General features: G+C 71.1%; 18 protein-coding genes. 8 read left to right on the top strand and 10 right to left on the bottom strand.

Annotated features, from left to right (window positions below):
* Position 1: 1 nt before the first annotated feature.
* Together phnH and phnG are read right to left on the bottom strand one after the other, a co-directional pair.
* Complete coding sequence (gene phnH / locus E8D38_RS07340) at positions 2–667, bottom strand: phosphonate C-P lyase system protein PhnH (protein WP_246099391.1); 666 nt, start codon at positions 665–667, stop codon at positions 2–4.
* Positions 664–1,134: a phosphonate C-P lyase system protein PhnG gene (gene phnG, locus E8D38_RS07335; RefSeq protein WP_140627374.1), complete on the bottom strand. Its 471-nt coding sequence runs from the start codon at positions 1,132–1,134 to the stop codon at positions 664–666. Before phnG ends, phnH begins: the two co-directional genes overlap by 4 nt.
* 364 nt (positions 1,135–1,498) lie before the next feature.
* On the opposite strand from phnG, the gene phnF reads away from it, so the two are divergent.
* Genes phnF through E8D38_RS07320 form a run of 3 tightly spaced genes read left to right on the top strand, consistent with a single transcriptional unit; the run spans position 1,499 to position 3,460 of the window.
* A complete protein-coding gene (gene phnF, locus E8D38_RS07330; RefSeq protein ID WP_181178970.1) occupies positions 1,499–2,206 on the top strand; it encodes a phosphonate metabolism transcriptional regulator PhnF in 708 nt (235 codons plus the stop codon).
* Positions 2,203–2,877 (top strand): DUF1045 domain-containing protein, encoded by a 675-nt coding sequence (locus tag E8D38_RS07325; RefSeq protein ID WP_140627370.1) that lies wholly within the window; start codon positions 2,203–2,205, stop codon positions 2,875–2,877. The genes phnF and E8D38_RS07325 overlap by 4 nt, the downstream gene beginning before the upstream one ends.
* A gap of 4 nt (positions 2,878–2,881) precedes the next feature.
* On the top strand, positions 2,882–3,460 hold the full coding sequence (locus tag E8D38_RS07320) for a phosphonate metabolism protein/1,5-bisphosphokinase (PRPP-forming) PhnN (RefSeq protein WP_140627369.1): 579 nt from the start codon (positions 2,882–2,884) through the stop codon (positions 3,458–3,460).
* Here the strand turns inward: E8D38_RS07320 and E8D38_RS28830 are convergent.
* The 3 genes from E8D38_RS28830 to E8D38_RS07310 all read right to left on the bottom strand — a co-directional run bounded on the left by E8D38_RS28830 (position 3,444) and on the right by E8D38_RS07310 (position 6,435).
* A complete protein-coding gene (locus tag E8D38_RS28830; RefSeq protein ID WP_246099390.1) occupies positions 3,444–4,349 on the bottom strand; it encodes a DUF2145 domain-containing protein in 906 nt (301 codons plus the stop codon). The two genes, E8D38_RS07320 and E8D38_RS28830, sit on opposite strands and share 17 nt — an antisense overlap.
* Before the next feature lie 2 nt (positions 4,350–4,351).
* Positions 4,352–4,822, bottom strand: a complete 471-nt coding sequence (locus E8D38_RS28825) for a hypothetical protein (protein ID WP_246099389.1) — start codon at positions 4,820–4,822, stop codon at positions 4,352–4,354.
* A gap of 77 nt (positions 4,823–4,899) precedes the next feature.
* Entirely contained in the window at positions 4,900–6,435 is a 1,536-nt protein-coding gene (locus E8D38_RS07310; protein WP_140627368.1) for a hypothetical protein, read from the bottom strand.
* A 110-nt stretch (positions 6,436–6,545) separates the two neighbouring features.
* On the opposite strand from E8D38_RS07310, the gene bla reads away from it, so the two are divergent.
* The 3 genes from bla to ahpF all read left to right on the top strand — a co-directional run bounded on the left by bla (position 6,546) and on the right by ahpF (position 9,912).
* Positions 6,546–7,433: a class A beta-lactamase gene (gene bla, locus E8D38_RS07305; protein ID WP_140627366.1), complete on the top strand. Its 888-nt coding sequence runs from the start codon at positions 6,546–6,548 to the stop codon at positions 7,431–7,433.
* A gap of 164 nt (positions 7,434–7,597) precedes the next feature.
* Entirely contained in the window at positions 7,598–8,161 is a 564-nt protein-coding gene (ahpC, locus tag E8D38_RS07300; RefSeq protein WP_140627364.1) for an alkyl hydroperoxide reductase subunit C, read from the top strand.
* A 179-nt stretch (positions 8,162–8,340) separates the two neighbouring features.
* Positions 8,341–9,912, top strand: a complete 1,572-nt coding sequence (ahpF, locus tag E8D38_RS07295; RefSeq protein WP_140627362.1) for an alkyl hydroperoxide reductase subunit F — start codon at positions 8,341–8,343, stop codon at positions 9,910–9,912.
* A 118-nt stretch (positions 9,913–10,030) separates the two neighbouring features.
* Here ahpF and E8D38_RS07290 read toward each other — a convergent pair whose 3' ends face one another.
* From E8D38_RS07290 to E8D38_RS07275, 4 genes are all read right to left on the bottom strand, one after another.
* A complete protein-coding gene (locus E8D38_RS07290) occupies positions 10,031–10,876 on the bottom strand; it encodes a tetratricopeptide repeat protein (protein ID WP_342779516.1) in 846 nt (281 codons plus the stop codon).
* On the bottom strand, positions 10,873–11,796 hold the full coding sequence (gene ku / locus E8D38_RS07285) for a non-homologous end joining protein Ku (RefSeq protein WP_140627360.1): 924 nt from the start codon (positions 11,794–11,796) through the stop codon (positions 10,873–10,875). The genes E8D38_RS07290 and ku overlap by 4 nt, the downstream gene beginning before the upstream one ends.
* Positions 11,797–11,889: 93 nt before the next feature.
* Positions 11,890–14,436, bottom strand: coding sequence for a DNA ligase D (gene ligD, locus E8D38_RS07280; RefSeq protein ID WP_246099388.1), 2,547 nt, complete (start codon positions 14,434–14,436; stop codon positions 11,890–11,892).
* A gap of 62 nt (positions 14,437–14,498) precedes the next feature.
* Entirely contained in the window at positions 14,499–15,185 is a 687-nt protein-coding gene (locus E8D38_RS07275; RefSeq protein WP_140627356.1) for an alpha/beta hydrolase family protein, read from the bottom strand.
* 105 nt (positions 15,186–15,290) lie between these two features.
* Between E8D38_RS07275 and lhpI the strand changes: the two genes are divergently transcribed.
* Both lhpI and E8D38_RS07265 read left to right on the top strand, forming a co-directional pair.
* Positions 15,291–16,265: a bifunctional Delta(1)-pyrroline-2-carboxylate/Delta(1)-piperideine-2-carboxylate reductase gene (gene lhpI / locus E8D38_RS07270; protein ID WP_246099387.1), complete on the top strand. Its 975-nt coding sequence runs from the start codon at positions 15,291–15,293 to the stop codon at positions 16,263–16,265.
* Between the two features lie 158 nt (positions 16,266–16,423).
* On the top strand, positions 16,424–17,092 hold the full coding sequence (locus tag E8D38_RS07265; RefSeq protein ID WP_140627355.1) for a response regulator transcription factor: 669 nt from the start codon (positions 16,424–16,426) through the stop codon (positions 17,090–17,092).
* 12 nt (positions 17,093–17,104) lie between these two features.
* On the opposite strand, the gene E8D38_RS07260 is transcribed toward E8D38_RS07265, so the two are convergent.
* Positions 17,105–18,118 (bottom strand): lysyl oxidase family protein, encoded by a 1,014-nt coding sequence (locus E8D38_RS07260; RefSeq protein ID WP_181178969.1) that lies wholly within the window; start codon positions 18,116–18,118, stop codon positions 17,105–17,107.
* Positions 18,119–18,137 lie beyond the last annotated feature (19 nt).

The raw sequence follows: 18,137 nt of genomic DNA, 5'->3' as shown, positions 1-18,137 counted from the left end.
ATCAGCCCTCCGGCAGCAGGAAAACCGCGGTGGAGCGCGGCAGCCCGGCCACGCGCGTGTCGTGGCACAGCAGCAGGTCCACGCCGCAGGGGAAGTCCTGCTGCTGCTCGATGCGCTCGCGCCAGAAGCCGTGCGGCAGCCCGCCGGCCGACAGCCGGTGTTCGTGCTCGATGCCCGGGCCGCTCAGGCGCAGGCATGGCGACGGCCCGCCGGACGCCTGCAGCGAAGCCACCTCGACAAGCAGCGTGGCGCTGGTGTGGGGCGCTTCGTCGCTGCCGGCCGGCAGTCGGCGCAGCAGTCCCGCGTCCACCTCGTCGGCACACGCCGCGGCGAAGTCGGCCGCTTCGGGGCGGTCGGCGAAGCGGGTGCCGGTGTGGAAACGCAGCCAGGCCTGCACCTCGCCGCCGGCGGCCAGCGCGGGGCTCAGCCACAGGCTGGTCTGCGCATCCAGCAGCGCCAGCAAGGCCGCCGCGAGCGCCGGCTTCAACGCGGCGGGGCGGCCCAGCGGCTGATGCACGGGGCCCGGCAGCGCCTGCACCCGCCCGGGCCGGCTGAGCGCTTCGAGCACGACGCGGAACACGGCCTGCGCATCGTGCACCGGGTCGGCGAAGCCGGTGGGGATGCGAGCCAGGTCCACCGTGCCGGCGGCCGCCATGTCGGTCGTCACGCTGCCTCCGTCTGCAAGGTGTAGAACCGCACGCGGCTGGCGGCGGTGCGCAGCTCACGGCGGCGCCGCGTCTCGGCGGCGGCTTCGGCCAGCGGTGCGATCACGGTCTGCAGCAGCAGCGCCTGCTGCGACGGCAGCTGCAGCAGCGCATCGAGCCCGGCGACCCATTCGGCGCGTTGCACGTCGCGCCCGAGCAGGTAGCCGACGCCCACGGCGACGGCGCCGCCGAGTTCGATGCGCGCCGCGCAGCGTGTGACCGTGGCCTCGCCGAGGTTGAACCGGTCACCGGCATTGCCGATGCGCGCGCGCACCATGGCGAGCCCGACCTCCGGCCGTCGCAGCCATTCGAATCGGTGGTCGGCCAGCACCGGCGGCGCATGGTGCGCCAGCGCCTGCCGCGGCGCGTGGGCCAGCACGGCCAGCCAACGGCGGCGTTGTGCCGAGGTGTCTTCGGTGTTCTGGGTCATCGCAATGTCATCTAGATGACTCTATGATGCCGCAAGTATCCGGACGGTGCGTGACAATTTCTTGACTCATGCAGAAGGTCATCCATTGAAAGCCGCAACTCGATCCCCCCGGGCCGCCGCGCAGGGCCGCCCCAAGCAAGGCCCCACCCTCTCGGAGGGTCGCCCGACGCCTGCGGCGGGCGGGGTGTCGTCATCCCCCCCGGCCGCCGCGCAGGGCCGTCCCAAGCAAGGCCCGACCCTCTCGGAGGGTCGCTCGCCGTACGCGGCGAGCGGGGTGTCGTCATCCCCCCGGGCCGCCGCGCCGGGCCGCCCCAAGCAAGGCCCGACCCTCTCGGAGGGTCGCTCGCCGTACCCGGCGGGCGGGGTGTCGTCAATCTGGGAAGCGATTGCCGCCCAACTGCGCGAGGACATCTCGGCCGGCCGCATCGCCCCTGGCGAGCGCCTGCCCAACGAGACGCTGCTGGCGCAACGCTTCGGCGTGAACCGCCACACGCTGCGCCAGGCGGTGCAGGCCCTGGCCCGCGAAGGTTTCGTGAAGGTGCTGCACGGCAGCGGCACCTATGTGCGCGAGCTGGTGCTCGACTACGCGCTGCAACGCCGCACCCGGCTTTCCGAAAACCTGGCCGAGGCCGGCGAACGGGCGAAGCGGGAGCTGCTGGGCCACGAAACCGCCGAGGCCGGCGACTGGGCCCAGGCGCTGAAGGTGGGGGCGCGCAGCCAGGTGGAGATCATCTACACGCGCGCCTCGGTGCGTGGGCGGCCCATCGGCATCAGCACCTGCGCGTACCCGTGCCCGCGGCTGGCCGGCATCGCGGCCGCTTTCGAGGCGGAGGGCTCCATCACCGCCGCGCTCAGGCGCCTGGGCCTGGCCGACTACACCCGCGTGCGCAGCAGCATCTCGTGCCGCCTGCCGACCGCGGCCGAGGCCGACGCGCTGGCCCGGCCGGTCACCCAGCCGGTGCTGGTGGTGAGCTACACCAACGCCGACCTCGACGGCACGCCGGTCGAGGCCGGCATCACGCTGTTCGCAGCCGACGCGGTGCAGCTCACGGTGGAGCCGGAAGCCGCATGAGGTTCGCCCTCTACTACGCCCCGCCGGAAGACCACCCGCTCTGGCAGGCCGGCTGCGAATGGCTCGGTCGCGACCCGGGCGCCGGCCGGGCGTTCGGCCGTGCCCCCGCCTTCGCCCGGGACCCCTGGCGCTACGGCTTCCATGCCACGCTGAAGCCGCCGATGCGGCTCAAGCCGCCATACCGGGAGGCCGACCTGCTGCAGGCGGCACGCGCCCTGGCGCAGCGGCGCCGGCCTTTCACCCTGCCCGCGCTCCAGGTGGACACGCTGGCCGGTTTCGTGGCGTTGCGGCCGGTGCAGCCGCTCGACCCCACACATCCGCTGCAGTGCCTGGCCGACGATTGCGTGCAGCAGCTCGACCCGTTTCGCGCCCCGCCCGCCGCCGCAGAGATCGCCCGGCGTGAAAGCCAGCCGATGAGCGATGAACAGCGCGCGCTGCTGGCGCGCTGGGGCTATGCCCATGTGCTGTCGCAATGGCGCTTTCACATGACGCTGACCGACACGCTGGCAGACGATGGGCAGCGGCAGACGCTGGTGCAGCGTGCCCGGGCGCACTTCGCACCGGCGCTCGGCACCCCGCCTGCCTGCGATGCGCTGTGCGTGTTCGTCGAGCCGGCTGCCGGCGAGCCGTTCGTGCTGGCGCATCGCCTTCCGGTGGGCGCCGGTGGCTGACGGCATGCAGCCCATCGCCCACAGCGAACGCCTGCTGGCGGTGGTGGGCCCCTCGGGCGCCGGCAAGGACAGCGTGCTGAACGCGTGGCGCGCCCTGCTGCTGTCGTCGGCCTACGGTGAGGCGATGGCCCCCCACCATGCGCGGCGCGTGATCACCCGCGCCGCAGACCCGGGCGGCGAGGCCCACGAGCCGGTGGACGAAGCCACCTTCATCGCATTGCGCAACGCCGGCGAGCTGGTGCTGCACTGGCAGGCGCACGGCCTGTTCTACGGCGTGCGCTCGCGCGACCTGCAGCCGCTGCAGCAGGGCCGCTGGGTGGTCGTCAACGCATCGCGTGCGCACCTGCCGGCGCTGCTCGCCGCGGCGCCGGCCGCACGGGTGGTGGAGATCACCGCGCCCGCGCCCCTGCTGGCGCAGCGCCTGGCGCACAGGGCCCGCGAAGACGCAGCGGCGGTGCAGGCACGCCTGGCTCGACTGGTGCCGCCCTCGAACGCGGACTTCGTGGTGCACAACACCGGCGACGTGCGGGCTGCCGCGCAGCGCCTGCAGGCCTGGTGGCGCTGCGTCAGTCCAGCGCGATGACGGTGTCGCCGGCCTCGGGCCGGCAGCCATCGGGCAGGGGCGCCCCCCAGCCGCGGCGCATCACCATGCGCGCGCCGTCGTGGCAGAACTCCAGCCGCTGCGCGGCCGGCAGCCGCTGGTGCACGAAGCCTTCGATCGCAGCCGGCAGGCTGACGCGCAGCTTCAGCGCGAAGCGGTCGGCCTCGGGGTGGTCGTCCAGGTGCACGAAGGGCACGAACTGCGCGGCAAACATCAGCAGGTGCGAGCCCACGTCCACCGGCGGCGGTTCATAACCCTGCAGGTTCAGCCAGTGCTGGGCCTGGGCGCGCAGGTCGTCGCCATCGGAGAACCCACCCCAGGCCGCCGCCAGCAACTCGGCCACCCACTGGTTGCAGTTCTGGTAGCGCAGGCTCCACGGGTAGGCGTTGGCGCTGTAGGTGGCGGCGAGCAGCCGCAACGCCCGCGCGTTGTCGAGCGCGGCCGCCTCCAGTGCCGCAGCCGGCTCGTCGGGCAGCAACACCACCGAGATGTAGCCCAGCGTCGGGTCGTCGGTGCCGAACAGGAAACCCGGCAGGCCCTGGTCGAACAGCCGTGGCCGCCGCTCGTCGCACGAATAGTAGAGCTGCCGCACCGACCAGGGCGTGTTGCGGTTGGCCTTCAGGCTGAGGCCGGCATGCGAATAGCGCACCGCGAAACGGTCCAGGTCGAGACCGGAGCGCGCCACCAGCGCCAGCCGGGCGCCGGAGGCATCGAGCTCCTGCCGCACGAGTGCGGCGAAGCGCAGCAGCTTGTCCTGCTGCTGCGCCGTCATGGGCGGCGAACGGTCGCACAGCTGCAGCGACTCCGCCGCGGCGGGCACGGCCGCGGCGCCGGCCGCCAGGCAGGCGGCCACCAGACAGGAGCGCAGCAAGCTCAGAGCGTCACGGGGCGCGACTGCAGGTCGCGATACCAGTCGTCGGCCAGCACCAGGAAGAACGCCTGGCGGGTGTCGGCATGCGCGAACTCGTAGCCATAGGCGCGCTGGCGCGCGCTGACCACGTCGCCGCCGGCCAGCATGCGCTGCTTGAGCGCGTTCTGCGGCAGGTCGAGCGTGAGCTCGCCGCCGTCGGTGCCGGCGCGATCGACCGCGCGCATCGTCACGCGCAGCATGCCGGGGCGGCCGTCGAGCGCCGCAACCTGGATCACCCGGTAGTCGCCCTCGGCCACCTTGTTGTCTTCGGACGAACTCTTGCTGGAGCCGCTCAGCGAATCCGACACGCTGCCGACCGAGTCGGACGCCGCGCTCGAAGCCGACGACGGAATGCTGCCGGCCAGCGCCGGCAGCGCAGCGAACAGGCCGATCAGCAGCGAACTCGCCAGGCGAGCGGAGAGAAGGTGTGACATCGAAGCCCCTCTTGGCAACAAAGACCCCGCGAGGATAGCGCGGCCACCGCGTGCGCTTGTCACACATTGCAGCCGGTTCAGAGGGCCGGCGCGGCCCCATCGATCTCGTGGCGGAAGAACCGCCGGTCCACGCCAGCGAGCCTGGGCAGGCGCTCCAGCACGTCGGCCCGCACTGCCTGCAGTTCGGCGCTGCCGCCGCCCCGGGCCGCCAGCTGCCAGGCGTGTTCGACCAGTGCGGCCACCTGCTGCACCGGGGTGTACTCGCTGGCCTGCGCCCGCGCACTGGCGGCAAGGGCCGCGGTCACGTCGGCCCAGTGCCTCACCTGTGCCGGCGGCCCGAGCAGGCTCGCGGTCACGCCGAGGCCTTCGCGCACGCGCGCCAGCGGCAGCGGCGGCAGGTGGGCCTGATCGGCCGCATGGCCGGCGCCGCGCGCGACCCGGCACACATTGATGAGGTTCCAGGGCGAGCCGGCCGCGAGGCCGTGGCGCTGGCACAGCCATTCGCTCAGGAGCATCCAGCGCAGCGCCTCCATGCGTGTGCCGCGGCCCGCCACCTCGGGCGGCAGCCAGGCCTCGAGCAGCCACAGCGTGTAGCCCAGGTTGGCAGCCACGCTTTCGAGCAGCGTGAACGCATCGCTTTCCACCGCGCAGATCAGCGCCGTGCGCAGGTCTGCGAGCACGCCGCGCACCTGGGCGGCCCTGGCGGCCGGCCCGGCGCCGCCCTCGAGCAGCCGGGCCCTCACGATGAGCGCCCGCAGGTTGTGGAATTCGCAGGCGATGCGCGAGTTCATGCGCCAGACCGCGCCGCCCTCGTGCCGCGCCTCGGCCGCCAGCCGTTCCAGCCCGGCCTCGGCCTGCGCCAGGCGCCGCACCTGGTGGTCGCACCAGACGAGGCCGATGCGTGCCAGCGCGAGCGCCGCCTGCTCGCGCTCGCCTCGTGCGGGATGCAGCTCGCGAACCAGCGCCTGCAGCCCGCGCCGGGCCTCGGCCACGTCGCCGGCGCGGCGCGCCTGCCGCGCCGCATGGAAGCGGGCCCAAGCCAGCGCGAGCCGCTCATGCGGCGCATAGCGCAACTCCTGCAGCCACGGCGATGCCGCCGCGCCACCGCCGCCTTCCTCGCTGCGCTGGCGTGCGTCGAGCAGGGCGTACCAGCGATCGAGGTCCCCCACGTCGGCCTCGGCCGGGCTTGCCGCAGGGCCTTGCCTGGAAGAGGCCGGGGCCCCGGCCAGCCGTGCCAGCTCCTGCACCGAGGCAGGTCGGTCTCCCATCAGGAAGCGCAGCCGGCGAGCGGTCTGCACCGGCATCCAGAAAGGCCCCCGGGCACGGCCGCGCAGCGCCAGCGTCGCCGGGTCCTGCGTGGTGTCGGCGCCCCATCCGATGGCCAGGCCGCACTGCGCGAGAAAGCCGAACGCACGGCTCACCGCCATGGGCGCCGCGGAGGCGGATCCCACCTGGGCTGCGAGCTCCTGTGCGCTCACCGAGCCATTCGCGGACAGGGCCCGCGTCGCCGTGGCGGCCAGCAGCCAGACCACCAGGCGGCCGCAGGGACGCTCCTGCACGGCAAAGGGCCGCTGCAACTGCACGTCAATGCCGGGCAAGCGATGTTCAGGCATGGTGTGATCAACGTTCTGCATGTGATGAATGTTATGTCGAGCGCGATTGCAGGCCGCGTGGCGGCCGCCGATGCTGCAGGCCCCATCCATCACCACCGGACTCGAACACCATGACGATCTCGCATCCCACCACCCGCCGATCCCTGCTGGCCGGCGCCGCCTGTGCCGGTTTCGGCGCCCTGCTGCCGGCCCGCGCCGTCGCCGCCGCCGACAAGCCGCTGCGCTCCATCGAGCAGGCCATCGGCGGCCGCCTGGGCGTGTTTGCCTTCGACACGGCCAGCGGCCGCTCGCTTGCCTGGCGCGCCGACGAGCGGTTTGCGATGTGCTCCACCTTCAAGCTGCTGCTGGCCGCCGCGGTCCTGCATCGGGTGGACCAGGGACGCGCAACGCTCGACCAGCGCCTGCGGGTGACGGCGGCCGACCTGGTGAACCATTCGCCGGTGACGGCTCCCCGGGTCGAGCAGGGGTTCATCACCGTCACCGAAGCGTGCGAGGCCACGGTGACGGTGAGCGACAACGCCGCCGCCAATCTGCTGCTGCCGTTGGTGGCGGGCCCGAAGGGCCTGACCGGCTGGCTGCGCGGGCAGGTCGGCGACAAGGTCACGCGGCTGGACCGCAACGAGCCGGCGCTCAACAGCAACATCGCAGGCGACCCGCGCGACACCTCCAGCCCGCGCGCAATGGCCAGCACCACCGCCCGGCTGTTTGCCGCCGATTCGCCGCTGACGGATGCATCCCGCGAGCAGTTGCGCCGGTGGATCGAGGCCGCCAGCACCGGGTACCGCCGCCTGCGCGCCGGCCTGCCGGCCGACTGGCGGGTGGGCGACAAGACCGGCACCGGCGCCAACGGCTCGGTCAACGACGTCGCGGTGGCCTGGCCCGCCGGGCGGCAGCCGCTGGTGCTGGCCGTCTATCTGAGCGGGTCGAGCCGGCCGATGGCCGAACTGGAGGCGGCGCATGCCGAGGTGGCGCGGCAGGTGGCGGTCACCCTGGGTTGAACCGGCGCCGGCCGGCACTCACCTTGCCGGTCACGGATCCAGGGGCCATAGAAGCTGCCAATCGGTGCGACCTGCGATTCCAATCGCCAGGCCGCCGGTTGATGGGCACAATGGCACCCGTTGTTTCCATCGCTTTCCGCAATCAACCCAACGAGAGAAGCCACATGTCGCTGATCAATACCCAAGTCCAGCCGTTCAAAGCCCAAGCCTTCCACAACGGCAAGTTCGTCGAAGTGACCGAGCAGACCCTGAAGGGCAAGTGGTCCGTGCTGATCTTCATGCCGGCCGCCTTCACCTTCAACTGCCCGACCGAAGTGGAAGACGCCGCCGAGCACTACGCCGAGTTCCAGAAGGCTGAAGCCGAGGTCTACATCGTCACGACCGACACGCACTTCTCGCACAAGGTGTGGCACGAGACCTCCCCGGCCGTGGGCAAGGCCAAGTTCCCGCTGGTGGGCGACCCGACCCACGCGCTGACCAACGCCTTCGGCGTGCACATCCCCGAAGAGGGCCTGGCGCTGCGCGGCACGTTCGTGATCAACCCCGAAGGCGTGATCAAGACCGCCGAGATCCACGACAACGCGATCGCCCGTGACGTGAAGGAAACCCTGCGCAAGCTGAAGGCTGCCCAGTACGTCGCCAAGAACCCCGGCCAGGTGTGCCCGGCCAAGTGGAACGAAGGCGCCAAGACCATCGCTCCGTCGCTGGACCTCGTCGGCAAGATCTGATCGAGCAGTGACGCAAACCCGGGCCGGCTTGATGCCGGCCTCGCCGAAAGCCCTGCCCCGGCCGCACCGGGGCAGGCCTCTCAGGCCTCGTTGAAAGCGCCCGCGGCCGTGCCGGCGGGTGCTTTCGAGGGGGTCGGAACGACCTCGCCCGAATAGAAGCACCGAAAGGACACGACGCCATGTTGGACGCCGCCACCAAGACCCAGCTCCAGGCCTACTTCGAGCGCATCAGCCAGCCGATCGAGCTGGTGGCCAGCCTCGATGATCGTCCGGCCTCGCAGGAAATGCGCGAGCTGCTGGAAGAGATTGCCGCCATCGCGCCGGCCAGGATCAGCGCGCGCTTCGACGGCGATGACACCCGCCGCCCCTCGTTCAGCATCAGCCGCGCCGGCGCCGGCATGGGCGTGCGCTTCGCCGCCATCCCGATGGGCCACGAGTTCACCTCGCTCGTGCTCGCGCTGCTGCAGGCCGGCGGCCACCCGCCCAAGGTCGAGGCCGACGTGATCGAGCAGATCAAGGCGCTCGACGGCGACTTCGTCTTCGAGACCTACATGTCGCTGACCTGCCACAACTGCCCCGACGTCGTGCAGGCCTTGAACCTGATGGCGGTGCTCAACCCGCGCGTGCGCCATGTCGCCATCGACGGCGGCCTGTTCCAGGCCGAGGTCGAGGAGCGCCAGATCATGGCCGTGCCGAGCGTCTATCTGAACGGCCAGCCGTTCGCCTCCGGCCGCATGGAGCTGGCCGAGATCCTGGCCAAGGTGGACACCGGCGCCGCCAGGCGCGAGGCCGCGAAGCTCTCCACCAAGGAGCCGTTCGACGTGCTGATCGTGGGCGCTGGCCCCGCTGGCGCCGCGGCCGCGGTGTATGCCGCGCGCAAGGGCATCCGCACCGGCATCGTGGCCGAGCGTTTCGGCGGCCAGACGCTGGACACGCTGGGCATCGAGAACTTCATCTCGGTGAAGGAAACCGAAGGCCCGAAGTTCGCTGCGGCGCTGGAGGCGCACGTGCGCGCCTACGAGGTCGACGTGATGAACAACCAGCGCGTGGCCGGCCTCGAAGCCGCGCCGGAGCCCGGCGGCTATGCCACCGTGAAGCTGGCCAACGGCGGCGAGTTGAAGGGCCGCTCGGTCGTGCTGGCCACCGGTGCGCGCTGGCGCAACGTCAACGTGCCGGGCGAGCAGGAATACAAGACCAAGGGCGTGGCCTATTGCCCGCACTGCGACGGCCCGCTGTTCAAGGGCAAGAAGGTGGCGGTGATCGGCGGCGGCAACTCCGGCGTCGAGGCAGCCATCGACCTGGCCGGCATCGTGGAGCACGTGACGCTGATCGAGTTCGCCGACCAGCTGAAGGCGGACGCGGTGCTGGTGAAGAAGCTGCACAGCCTGCCGAACGTGAAGGTGCACGTGAACGCGCAGACCACCGAGATCGTCGGCGACGGCCAGAAGGTCACCGGCCTGCGCTTCAAGGACCGGGTCACCGGCACCGAGCAGCAGATCGAGCTGGCCGGCGTGTTCGTGCAGATCGGCCTGGTGCCCAACACCGAATGGCTCAAGGGCACGCTCGAACTCAGCAAGCACGGCGAGATCGTGGTCGATGCGCGCGGCGCCACCAGCCTGCCCGGCGTGTTTGCCGCCGGCGACGTGACCACGGTGCCCTACAAGCAGATCATCGTGGCCAGCGGCGAGGGCTCGAAGGCGGCGCTGTCGGCGTTCGACCACCTCATCCGCACGCCGGCGCCGGTGCAGTAAGCCGAGGACCCGGCACCGCTCCCGGACGGCCCACCCTGCGCGGGCCGTTCCCCTTGCAGCCCGGTAGCACTCACCTGGTCTCGCATGACGCGGCTGAGGCCAACGCACCAGCGCCGCCCTACCGCTGCAACCTCCGGTATTCCGAGTAGTGCCGGATCGCCTTCGTGGCATGCCCCAGCTGCTCATGCAACCGCGCGGCATTGAAATGCGCGTCGGCGAAGTCGCGCTGCAGCCGCAGGCACTGCTCGTAGGCGGCCAGCGCCTCGTCGAAACGCTTCGCGTCCTCCAGCGCCACCGCCAGGTTGAAGTGCAGCAGCGGCTCGCCGGGGTGGTGGCGCAGTGCCTGTTCGTTCAACCCGATCGCGTCCTTGCAGCGGCCGGCGTCGCACAGCATCACGCCCAGGTTGAGCACCGGGTCCACGTCGGCCGGGTCGGCCTCGATGGCGCAACGGTAGGCACGCTCTGCGCCTGCGAGATCGCCCCGGCCTTCGAGCGCGACGCCGTCGTCGAACCAGTCTCGCGCGGACCTCGGTGCCGCGGCTGATTCGCGAGACAGGAAGCTCACCGCCGCGGCGCCGTCCTTCGGCGACGCAGGCTTCACCTCGAAGTCCATCAGCAGCTGGCCGGAATCGGCCCGCCACTGGGCACCGCCTTCGCGCACCGCCACCTCGCTGCCGACCGCGCTGATGCGCAGGCCGGTCAGCGGCAGCTCGGCCGGCAGCGTGCTGCGCAGCCGCTTCAGGGCGCTCACGATCTTGCGTGGAGCGATCTGCGCGCTCTGCAGGCTGTGCGCGGTGCGCAGCAGCACCACGTCCTGGAAGGTGAAGCGGTACTCGCGCCGCGGGCCGCGGCTGGGGGTCACGAAACCTGCGTCGATGAGGCCGCCGATCACGGCCTTGGAGATGCCGAGCATCGACTGGATGTCGCGCAGGCTGTAGGTCTCCATCCGCTGGGGCGGCGTCACTTCCTGGCACGGGCGCGCGCGGGCGCGGCTTCAGCGGCGGCAGGCGCGCCAGCGGTGGCGCGCTTGGCGCCCTTGCGCTCCTTTGGCGCCTCGGCCACGACCTCCGGCTCCCTGGCCTTGGCCGGCGCCGGCGCGGCGGCCTTCTTGCCCTTGAGGCTGGCCCGCAGCGCTTCGGTCAGGTCGATGATCTGGCCGCCACCGCCCTCGTCGGCACGCGGCTCCGCCTCGACGATGGCCTTGCCCTCGATCTTCTTGTCGATGGCGGCGAGCACGCGCTGCTTCTCGTCGTCCTTGAATTCCTCGGGCTCGTAGGTGTCGGCCGAGATCTGGTCGATGAGCTGCAGCGCGAGCTGCAGCTCGGGCTTGGCGATGTCGGCCTTCTCGATGTCGAGCTCCTTCATCGAGCGCACCTCATCGGCATAGAGCAGCTGCTGCAGGATCAGGCCGTCTTCACCCGGGCGCACCTGCACCACGTACTGCTTGCCCTTCCACACCCACCGCGCCAGTGCGCAGCGGCCGCTCTCGCGCATGGCCTGCATCAGCAGGCCATAGGGCTTGGCGCCGCGCTTGTCGGGCGCGAGGTAATAGGCCTTGTCGTAGTAGATCGGGTCCACCGCCGCCAGCGGAATGAACGAGATGATGTCGATGGTGTGACGCGCGGATTCCTCCAGCGCCTTCAGCTCGTCGGAGGTGAAGGTGACGTAGCGGTCCTTGTCGAACTCGTAGCCCTTGATCATCTCGGCACGCTCGACCACCACGCCTTCCTTGAGGCACACGTACTGCTGCTTGAGCCGCGAGCCGCAGTTGTGCAGCAGGTTGAAGTGCACGCCGCCCGAACTCTCGGTGGCCGAATACACCTTCACGGGAATCGACACGAGGCCGAAGCTGAGCGACAGCGTTGCAATGGAGCGAGCAGCCATGGGCGCGACCTTCCTTGCGGGCAAACCGACCGGCGGGGGGACCGAGATTACGCCTCTCGCAGGGCAATTGCCAAGCCGGGTCGGGCCGGCAGCCTACGGCCTGTTGCTGAAATCCAGCAGCGCCATGGCCTTGGCCAGCGTCTGCCGCGACCGCCAGTAGTCGGCCCACGGGTCGCTCTTCTGGAACGACAGGTATTCCCGCGCATTGCCGATGTTCCACTGCGCGCCGCTCTTCAGGCCGCCCAGCTGGTCCCAGGCGATGGGCATCGAAACGCCCAGGCCGGGGCGTGCCCGGGCCGAGAACGCGGCCACCGTCGTGGCACCGTGGTTGTTGCGCAGGTAGTCGACGAACACCTTGCCCACCCGGTTGGCCGCACCGGCCTTGGCCACGAAACGCGAGGGTACGGTGCGCGCGAGATGCTGCACGACCGCCTGCGAGAACGCCTTCACCGTGTCGTAGTCGAGCTTGGGCGCGATCGGCACCACCACATGCAGGCCCTTGCCGCCGCTGGTCTTGAGCCAGGCCTTGAGCCCCAGCTCGGTGAGTAGCGTGTGCGTCAGCACCGCCGCCTCCTGCACGCGCTGCCAGGGCACGCCTTCGCCGGGGTCGAGGTCGAACACCATGCGATCGGGCTCGCCGATGCGCCGGGCCGTCGAGTTCCAGGTGTGGAACTCGATCACGTTCATCTGCGCCGCGTTCACCAGCGCTTCGGCCTCCGGCACTTCGAGCAGCCCCGCATGGCCGGGCCACAGGCCGGGGTCGAGCTCGCGCAAGCCGGGGATGCTCAGTTTGTCATCGTGCTTCTGGAAAAAGAGCTCGCCGCCCACGCCGGTGGGGCCGCGCAGCAGCGAGCAGGGCCTCCCCTTCAGGTGCGGCAGCATCCACTCGGCGATGCTTTCGTAGTAGCGCACGAGGTCGAGCTTCTTCAGGCCGGTGGCGGCGTCGATCACGCGCTCCGGGTTGGTGACCTTCACGCCGCTCACCCGGTGCTTCGCCGCACCGAGCGCCGCCAGCACCGGCTTCGTGTGCTCGCGCCGCACCTGCCGCGCCGGCTTGTCGATGCGCAGCCCCTGGAACACCGCATGGCGCACGCTGCCGTCGGGGGTCCAGCCCGAGAAGCTGACCTCGGCCACCAGCTCGGGCGTCACCCAGCGTTCCTTGCCCAGCGTGCGGCGCGGCCAGCGGCCCGGCTCCACGCTGCCGGCCGGAAAGGGCGACTGCTTAGACTCCAGCCGGACCAGGCGCTTGTGCAGGTCGGCCGAGACGCTGGCCGTCCAGCCGCTGCCCACATTGCCGGCGTACTGCAGCAACTGGCCGGTGTCGTCGTAGTAGCCCAGCAGCAGCGACCCCACTTCGCGCGAGCCGCCCTCCCGGTCGACGAAGCCGCCGATCACGAACTCCTGCCGCTCGTGTGTCTTGAGCTTGAGCCAGGTCTCGCTGCGGCCGCAGGTGTACGGCGCGTCGGCGCGCTTGGCCATGAGTCCTTCGAGGCCGAGCTTGGCGGCCGACTGCAGCAGGCTGGCCGGGTCGGCCGCGAAGTCGGCCGAAAAGCGCAGGCGCGCAACGTCGTTCGCATCGAGCCACTGCCGCAGCCAGGCGCGCCGGGCACGCAGCGGCGTGTCGCGCAGGTCCTGCCCGTCGAAGAACGGCGCGTCGAACAGGAAGTACTCGATGGATTCGGTGCGCGAGCGGTCGAAGGCGTTCTGCAGTGCGTTGAAGTCGGGCGTGCCGTCGTCTCGCAGCACGGTGATCTCGCCGTCGAGCCAGCTCGAGCGCAGGCCCAGCGACTCGAGCGTCGCGGCCAGCGGCTTCATCTTCGCGGTCCAGTCGTTGCCGTTGCGCGTGTACAGCTTGACGCGGCCGCGCGCATCGAAACGCGCGAGCAGCCGGTAGCCGTCGAGCTTGAGCTCGTAGATCCAGTCGCCACGCTCGGGCGGTGACTTGGCCAGCGTGGCGAGTTGCGGCTCCAGGGTCTCGGGCAGCGTGTCCATCGGCCGCGCGCCGGGCAGCTCGGTGGCCGAGGCGACCTGAAGCGCAGGCGGCGCGGCATCGCCCCCGCTGCCGCGCGGCTCGCGGGCCTCCAGCAAGCCGAGCGGCTTTTCGATCACGCTGTCGGGCAGGGCCGCGATCACGTCGTACTCGGCCAGCGGCCGCGCCCACGCGTCTCGCTTCTTGAAGAGCATCCACGGGTCCTGGCGGTCGCCGGGCTTGGCAATGCGCACCAGCTCCCACAGCCCGGCGAGCTTTTCGCCATGCAGCCTGAAGACCAGCTTGCCGGCGCGCAGGCCTTCGCGAGGGTCGCCCACCGGCTCCCAGGTACCGCGGTCCCACACGATGACCGTGCCGGCACCGTACTGCCGCGGCGGGATGGTGCCCTCGAAACCACCGTAGGCCACCGGGTGGTCTTCCACGTGGATGGCCATGCGCTTTTCCTTAGGGTCGAAACACGGCCCCTTGGGCACCGCCCAGCTCAGCAGCACGCCGTCGAGCTCGAGACGGAAGTCGTAGTGCAGCCGCGAGGCCCAGTGCTTCTGGATCACGTAGCCGAGGGCACCGTCGGTGCGGGCCGAGGTGTCGGCCCGGGGCTCGGGCGTCACCTCGAAATTGCGCTTCGCGTTGTAGCGCAGCAGCGCATCCATGTCGGGCTTGGGCCGCGCGCGGCTTGCGGGCGTCTTGCGGGGCGCGGTGGCCGGCATGCGGGTCAGGCGCGCGGCAGCTGGTCGATCCAGCGCACCAGCGCATCGAGGCCGTCGTTCAGCACGTCGGCGTCGTTGCGGCCGGTCCTGGCCGGCACATGGAAGGAATGGTCGGCCTCGGGCGCCACCTCGAGCGTGGCCCGCGGCGCGAGCCGCTCGACCAGCGCGGTGACCAGAGCAAAGTCCGCCAGCTCGTCGCGTGTGCCCTGCCAGAACCACATCGGGCAGGACACCTGCTGCAGGTGGTCGGCGCGTTCGGTGGCGGGCTTCTTCGCCGGGTGCAGCGGAAAGCCGAGGAAGGCCAGGCCGATCACACCCGGCAGCGGCGCTTGCGCCTGGGCCTGCGAGGTCATGCGGGCCCCGAACGACTTGCCGCCGGCTACCAGCGGCAACCCCGGCAGCAGGCGCTGCGCTTCGCTCACTGCGGCACGCACGGCGGCATGCGCCAGCGCGGGCGTGTCGGGACGCTTCGAGCCGCGTTCCATGTAGACGAACTGGTAGCGCAGCGTGGCCACCCCGCGCGCCGCGAGCCCTCGGGCCGCCGCCTCCATGAAGGCGTGGGTCATGCCGGCACCGGCACCGTGGGCCAGCACGTAGCCGGCGCGGGCTTGCGGCGGATGCATCAGCAGTGCCGAGACCTGCTGCGTTGCATCGACTTGCAGGCGCAGGGGCTGCGCGACGATCGAGGACATGGGCGTGCGGCGGGCAAGAGACAGGGCGAGGACGGGCGTTGAAGTCTGGATGCAAATCGCCTTTCGGTCTACCCTGCCTGCCCAGCACAACCCCGCGAGGCGGCCGTGAGCTCACCCCTGTTCATCGATGCCCGGGCCGTGGCGGCCGCCCTGCCCTGGGGCCGCCTGATCGACGCGCTGTGGTCGGCCTTCCGGAACGCGGACGACACCACCGTGCCGCAGCGCCTGCACTACTCTTTGCGCGACCCATCGGAACAGCCTGCGGTGCTGCTGCTGATGCCGGCGTGGCATGCGAGCCTGGGCGTCGGGACCAAGCTGATGTCGGTGTTCCCCGGCAATGCGCGGCTGGGCCTGCCTTCGGTGCAAGGCCTGTACGTGCTGATGGACCCTCGCAACGGCCGCCCGCTCGCGGTACTGGACGGCGGCGAGCTCACCGCACGACGCACCGCTGCAGCATCGGCGCTGGCCAGCCGCTACCTCTCGCGGCCCGACAGCCGCTGCCTGCTGATGGTGGGCACCGGCCGGCTCGCGCGCCACCTGCCGCTGGCGCATGCGCAAACGCGCCCCATCGAGCGCGTGCTGGTGTGGGGTCGCTCTGCGCTGCAAGCCGAGGCCACCGCCCAGGCACTGACGGCGCAGGGCCTGCGCGCGCAGGCGGTGCGCTCCCTGGCCGAGGCGGTGCCGCAGGCCGACATCGTGAGCTGCGCCACCCTGGCGGCCGAGCCGCTGGTGCGCGGCGAATGGCTGCGGCCCGGCACCCACCTGGACCTGGTGGGCGCGTTCACGCCGGCCATGCACGAGACCGACACGCGGGTGTTCGCCCGGGCCGACGCGGTGTGGTGCGACACGCGCGAGGGCGTGCTGTCCGAAGCCGGCGACCTGCTGCTGGCCATCGCGGCGGGCAGCTTCAGCCCCGACCGCATCACGGGGGACCTCGCCCGGCTGTGCCGCGGGCACGTCGCCGCACGCACGGACGCGGCGCACATCACCGTGTTCAAGTCGGTCGGCATGGCCCTCGAAGACCTCGCGGCCGCCCGCCTCGTGGTCGACAACCACACCACCGATACCGCCACGCCCTGAGCGCCCCGCGAAGGCGCCCCCCTGAACCGACGTTGACAGGCTGCCGCCCCGGGCTTAGAACCGTACCCAGTTCGTGGGTATCCTTCCCATTTCCCGACCCTGGCTCATCCGGCCGACGTGCCGGCGGATGCGGCTGTTTGCCTCCTGGGTGGTGCTGGATGAACGCAGAAAGAGAAGCCAAGCCGTATCAGGTGCTGCTGGCCTCGGCGCGGCCCGAGCTTGCGGCCGCGTGGCGCCGGCAGCTGGACGCCGAGCCGGGCATCACGCTGCAGGCTGCGTCTGCCGGCGACGGCCGCGCACTGGTGCACCACCTCGCCAACGGCAGCTGCCCGGACGTGCTGCTGCTCGACCACACCCTGCTCGGCCAGCTGGGGCCGGCCGAGCTCGACGCCATGCAGCGCCGCCTCGAGACCCTGCGCGTGCTGCTGCTGTGCGACGAACCCGGCGTCGCCTGCGCGGCCACGGTGCTGCGCCACCGCTTCCATGGCTACCTGCCGACCGAATGCCCGCCCGGGCTGTGCGCGAAGGCGATCCGCACGGTGCGCCACGGCGACATCTGGCTGCCGCGCGCGCTGCTGGCCCAGGCGCTTGCCGAGCTGCTGCACCTGCACCCGGCTCCCCAGCCGCAGCAGCCCGACGACGGGCCGCTGCGCAGCCTCACCCGGCGCGAGCGCGAGATCGTCGAGCACCTGCGCCGAGGCTGCACCAACAAGGAGATCGCGCTGGCGCTCGGCATCATGGAAGACACCGTGAAGAAGCACCTGCAGAGCGTGTTCTCCAAGCTGGGCGTGCACCGCCGCACGCTGGTGGCGATGGGCTCGCAGTAGCCTTTGGCGGCGTCATGGCTGCACTGTGAATGCATCGGGCAGCACACTGGTGCCCACGCGCAGGTTCCACACCGGGTCGCGCCCGCCCTTGCGCTTGGCAGGCACCGTCACCGTGGCGGTGATCAGGTCCACCGTGTCGGAGTCCGAAGCCAGCACGACATTGCTCACCTCCGGCCGCGGCCCGTTGCCGCCCTCGAAGCTGACCGCCATGCCTTGCGCAAAGCCGTAGCCCGAGATGGTGACCTGCACCGTCTGGCCGATGCGCGCGGCATTCGGCGAGATCGAAGTCACGGCGGAGCAGCTGCCGCTCGCATCGAGCACGGTCACGCTCGAGGGCTTGCGGATGTTGAGCAGCACGCACGACACGTTGTCGTTCTCGTTGCTCTCGACGATCAGCTTCTTCGGGTCGAGCTCGATGCGCAGCCGGTACACGCCGTCGGCGTTGTCGGTGAAGTCGATCTCCTGGCCGGCGAGGTGGGCGCCATAGGTGTCGCCCCAGCCGACCGAGATGCCCTGGATCTGGTTGCCGCAGGTGGTGTAGACGGCACTCGAGGGCGCCCCCGGCAGCGAGCCGTTGATCTTGGTCGTGTCCATCACGCAGAAGGTGGTCTTGGTGCCCAGCCGTTCAGAGCCGCCTGGCGCGTTGACGGGCTGCAGCGAATAGGTCGCGTAGTCGTCGAAATGGATGTGGTTGTGCCCGGCGTGGTAGGTGAAGGAGCCGGCATAGCTCAGCACCGGGGCACCGCCGTTCACGTACACCCGCTGGTAGACCTTCTGCTTGGGCGGGTCCGAGCCGGTGACCACTTCACCGGCCACCAGTTCCAGAGGGCCGGTGCCGGCGTTCCAGCCGGTGGTGGCCAGCCGCAGCAGCGTCTGGCCCGCGCCGTCGGTGACCAGCGAGATGTTGGACGCCGGCAGCGGGATGAGATTGGGCGGCATCGTGACGCCGGTTTGCGCCAGGGCGCCGGAGGCAAGGCAGGCGGCTGCGGCGGCAAGGGCCGCGTCGCGCATCCAGGACGCTTTCATGCAGGGTTCCCTCTCCTTT

This window comes from Methylibium rhizosphaerae, assembly GCF_006386545.1.
GTDB classification, from domain to species: Bacteria; Pseudomonadota; Gammaproteobacteria; order Burkholderiales; family Burkholderiaceae_C; genus Pseudorivibacter; species Pseudorivibacter rhizosphaerae.
The sequence above is the reverse complement of the archived record's forward strand: the minus strand, read 5'-3'. Positions and strand labels throughout refer to the sequence as shown.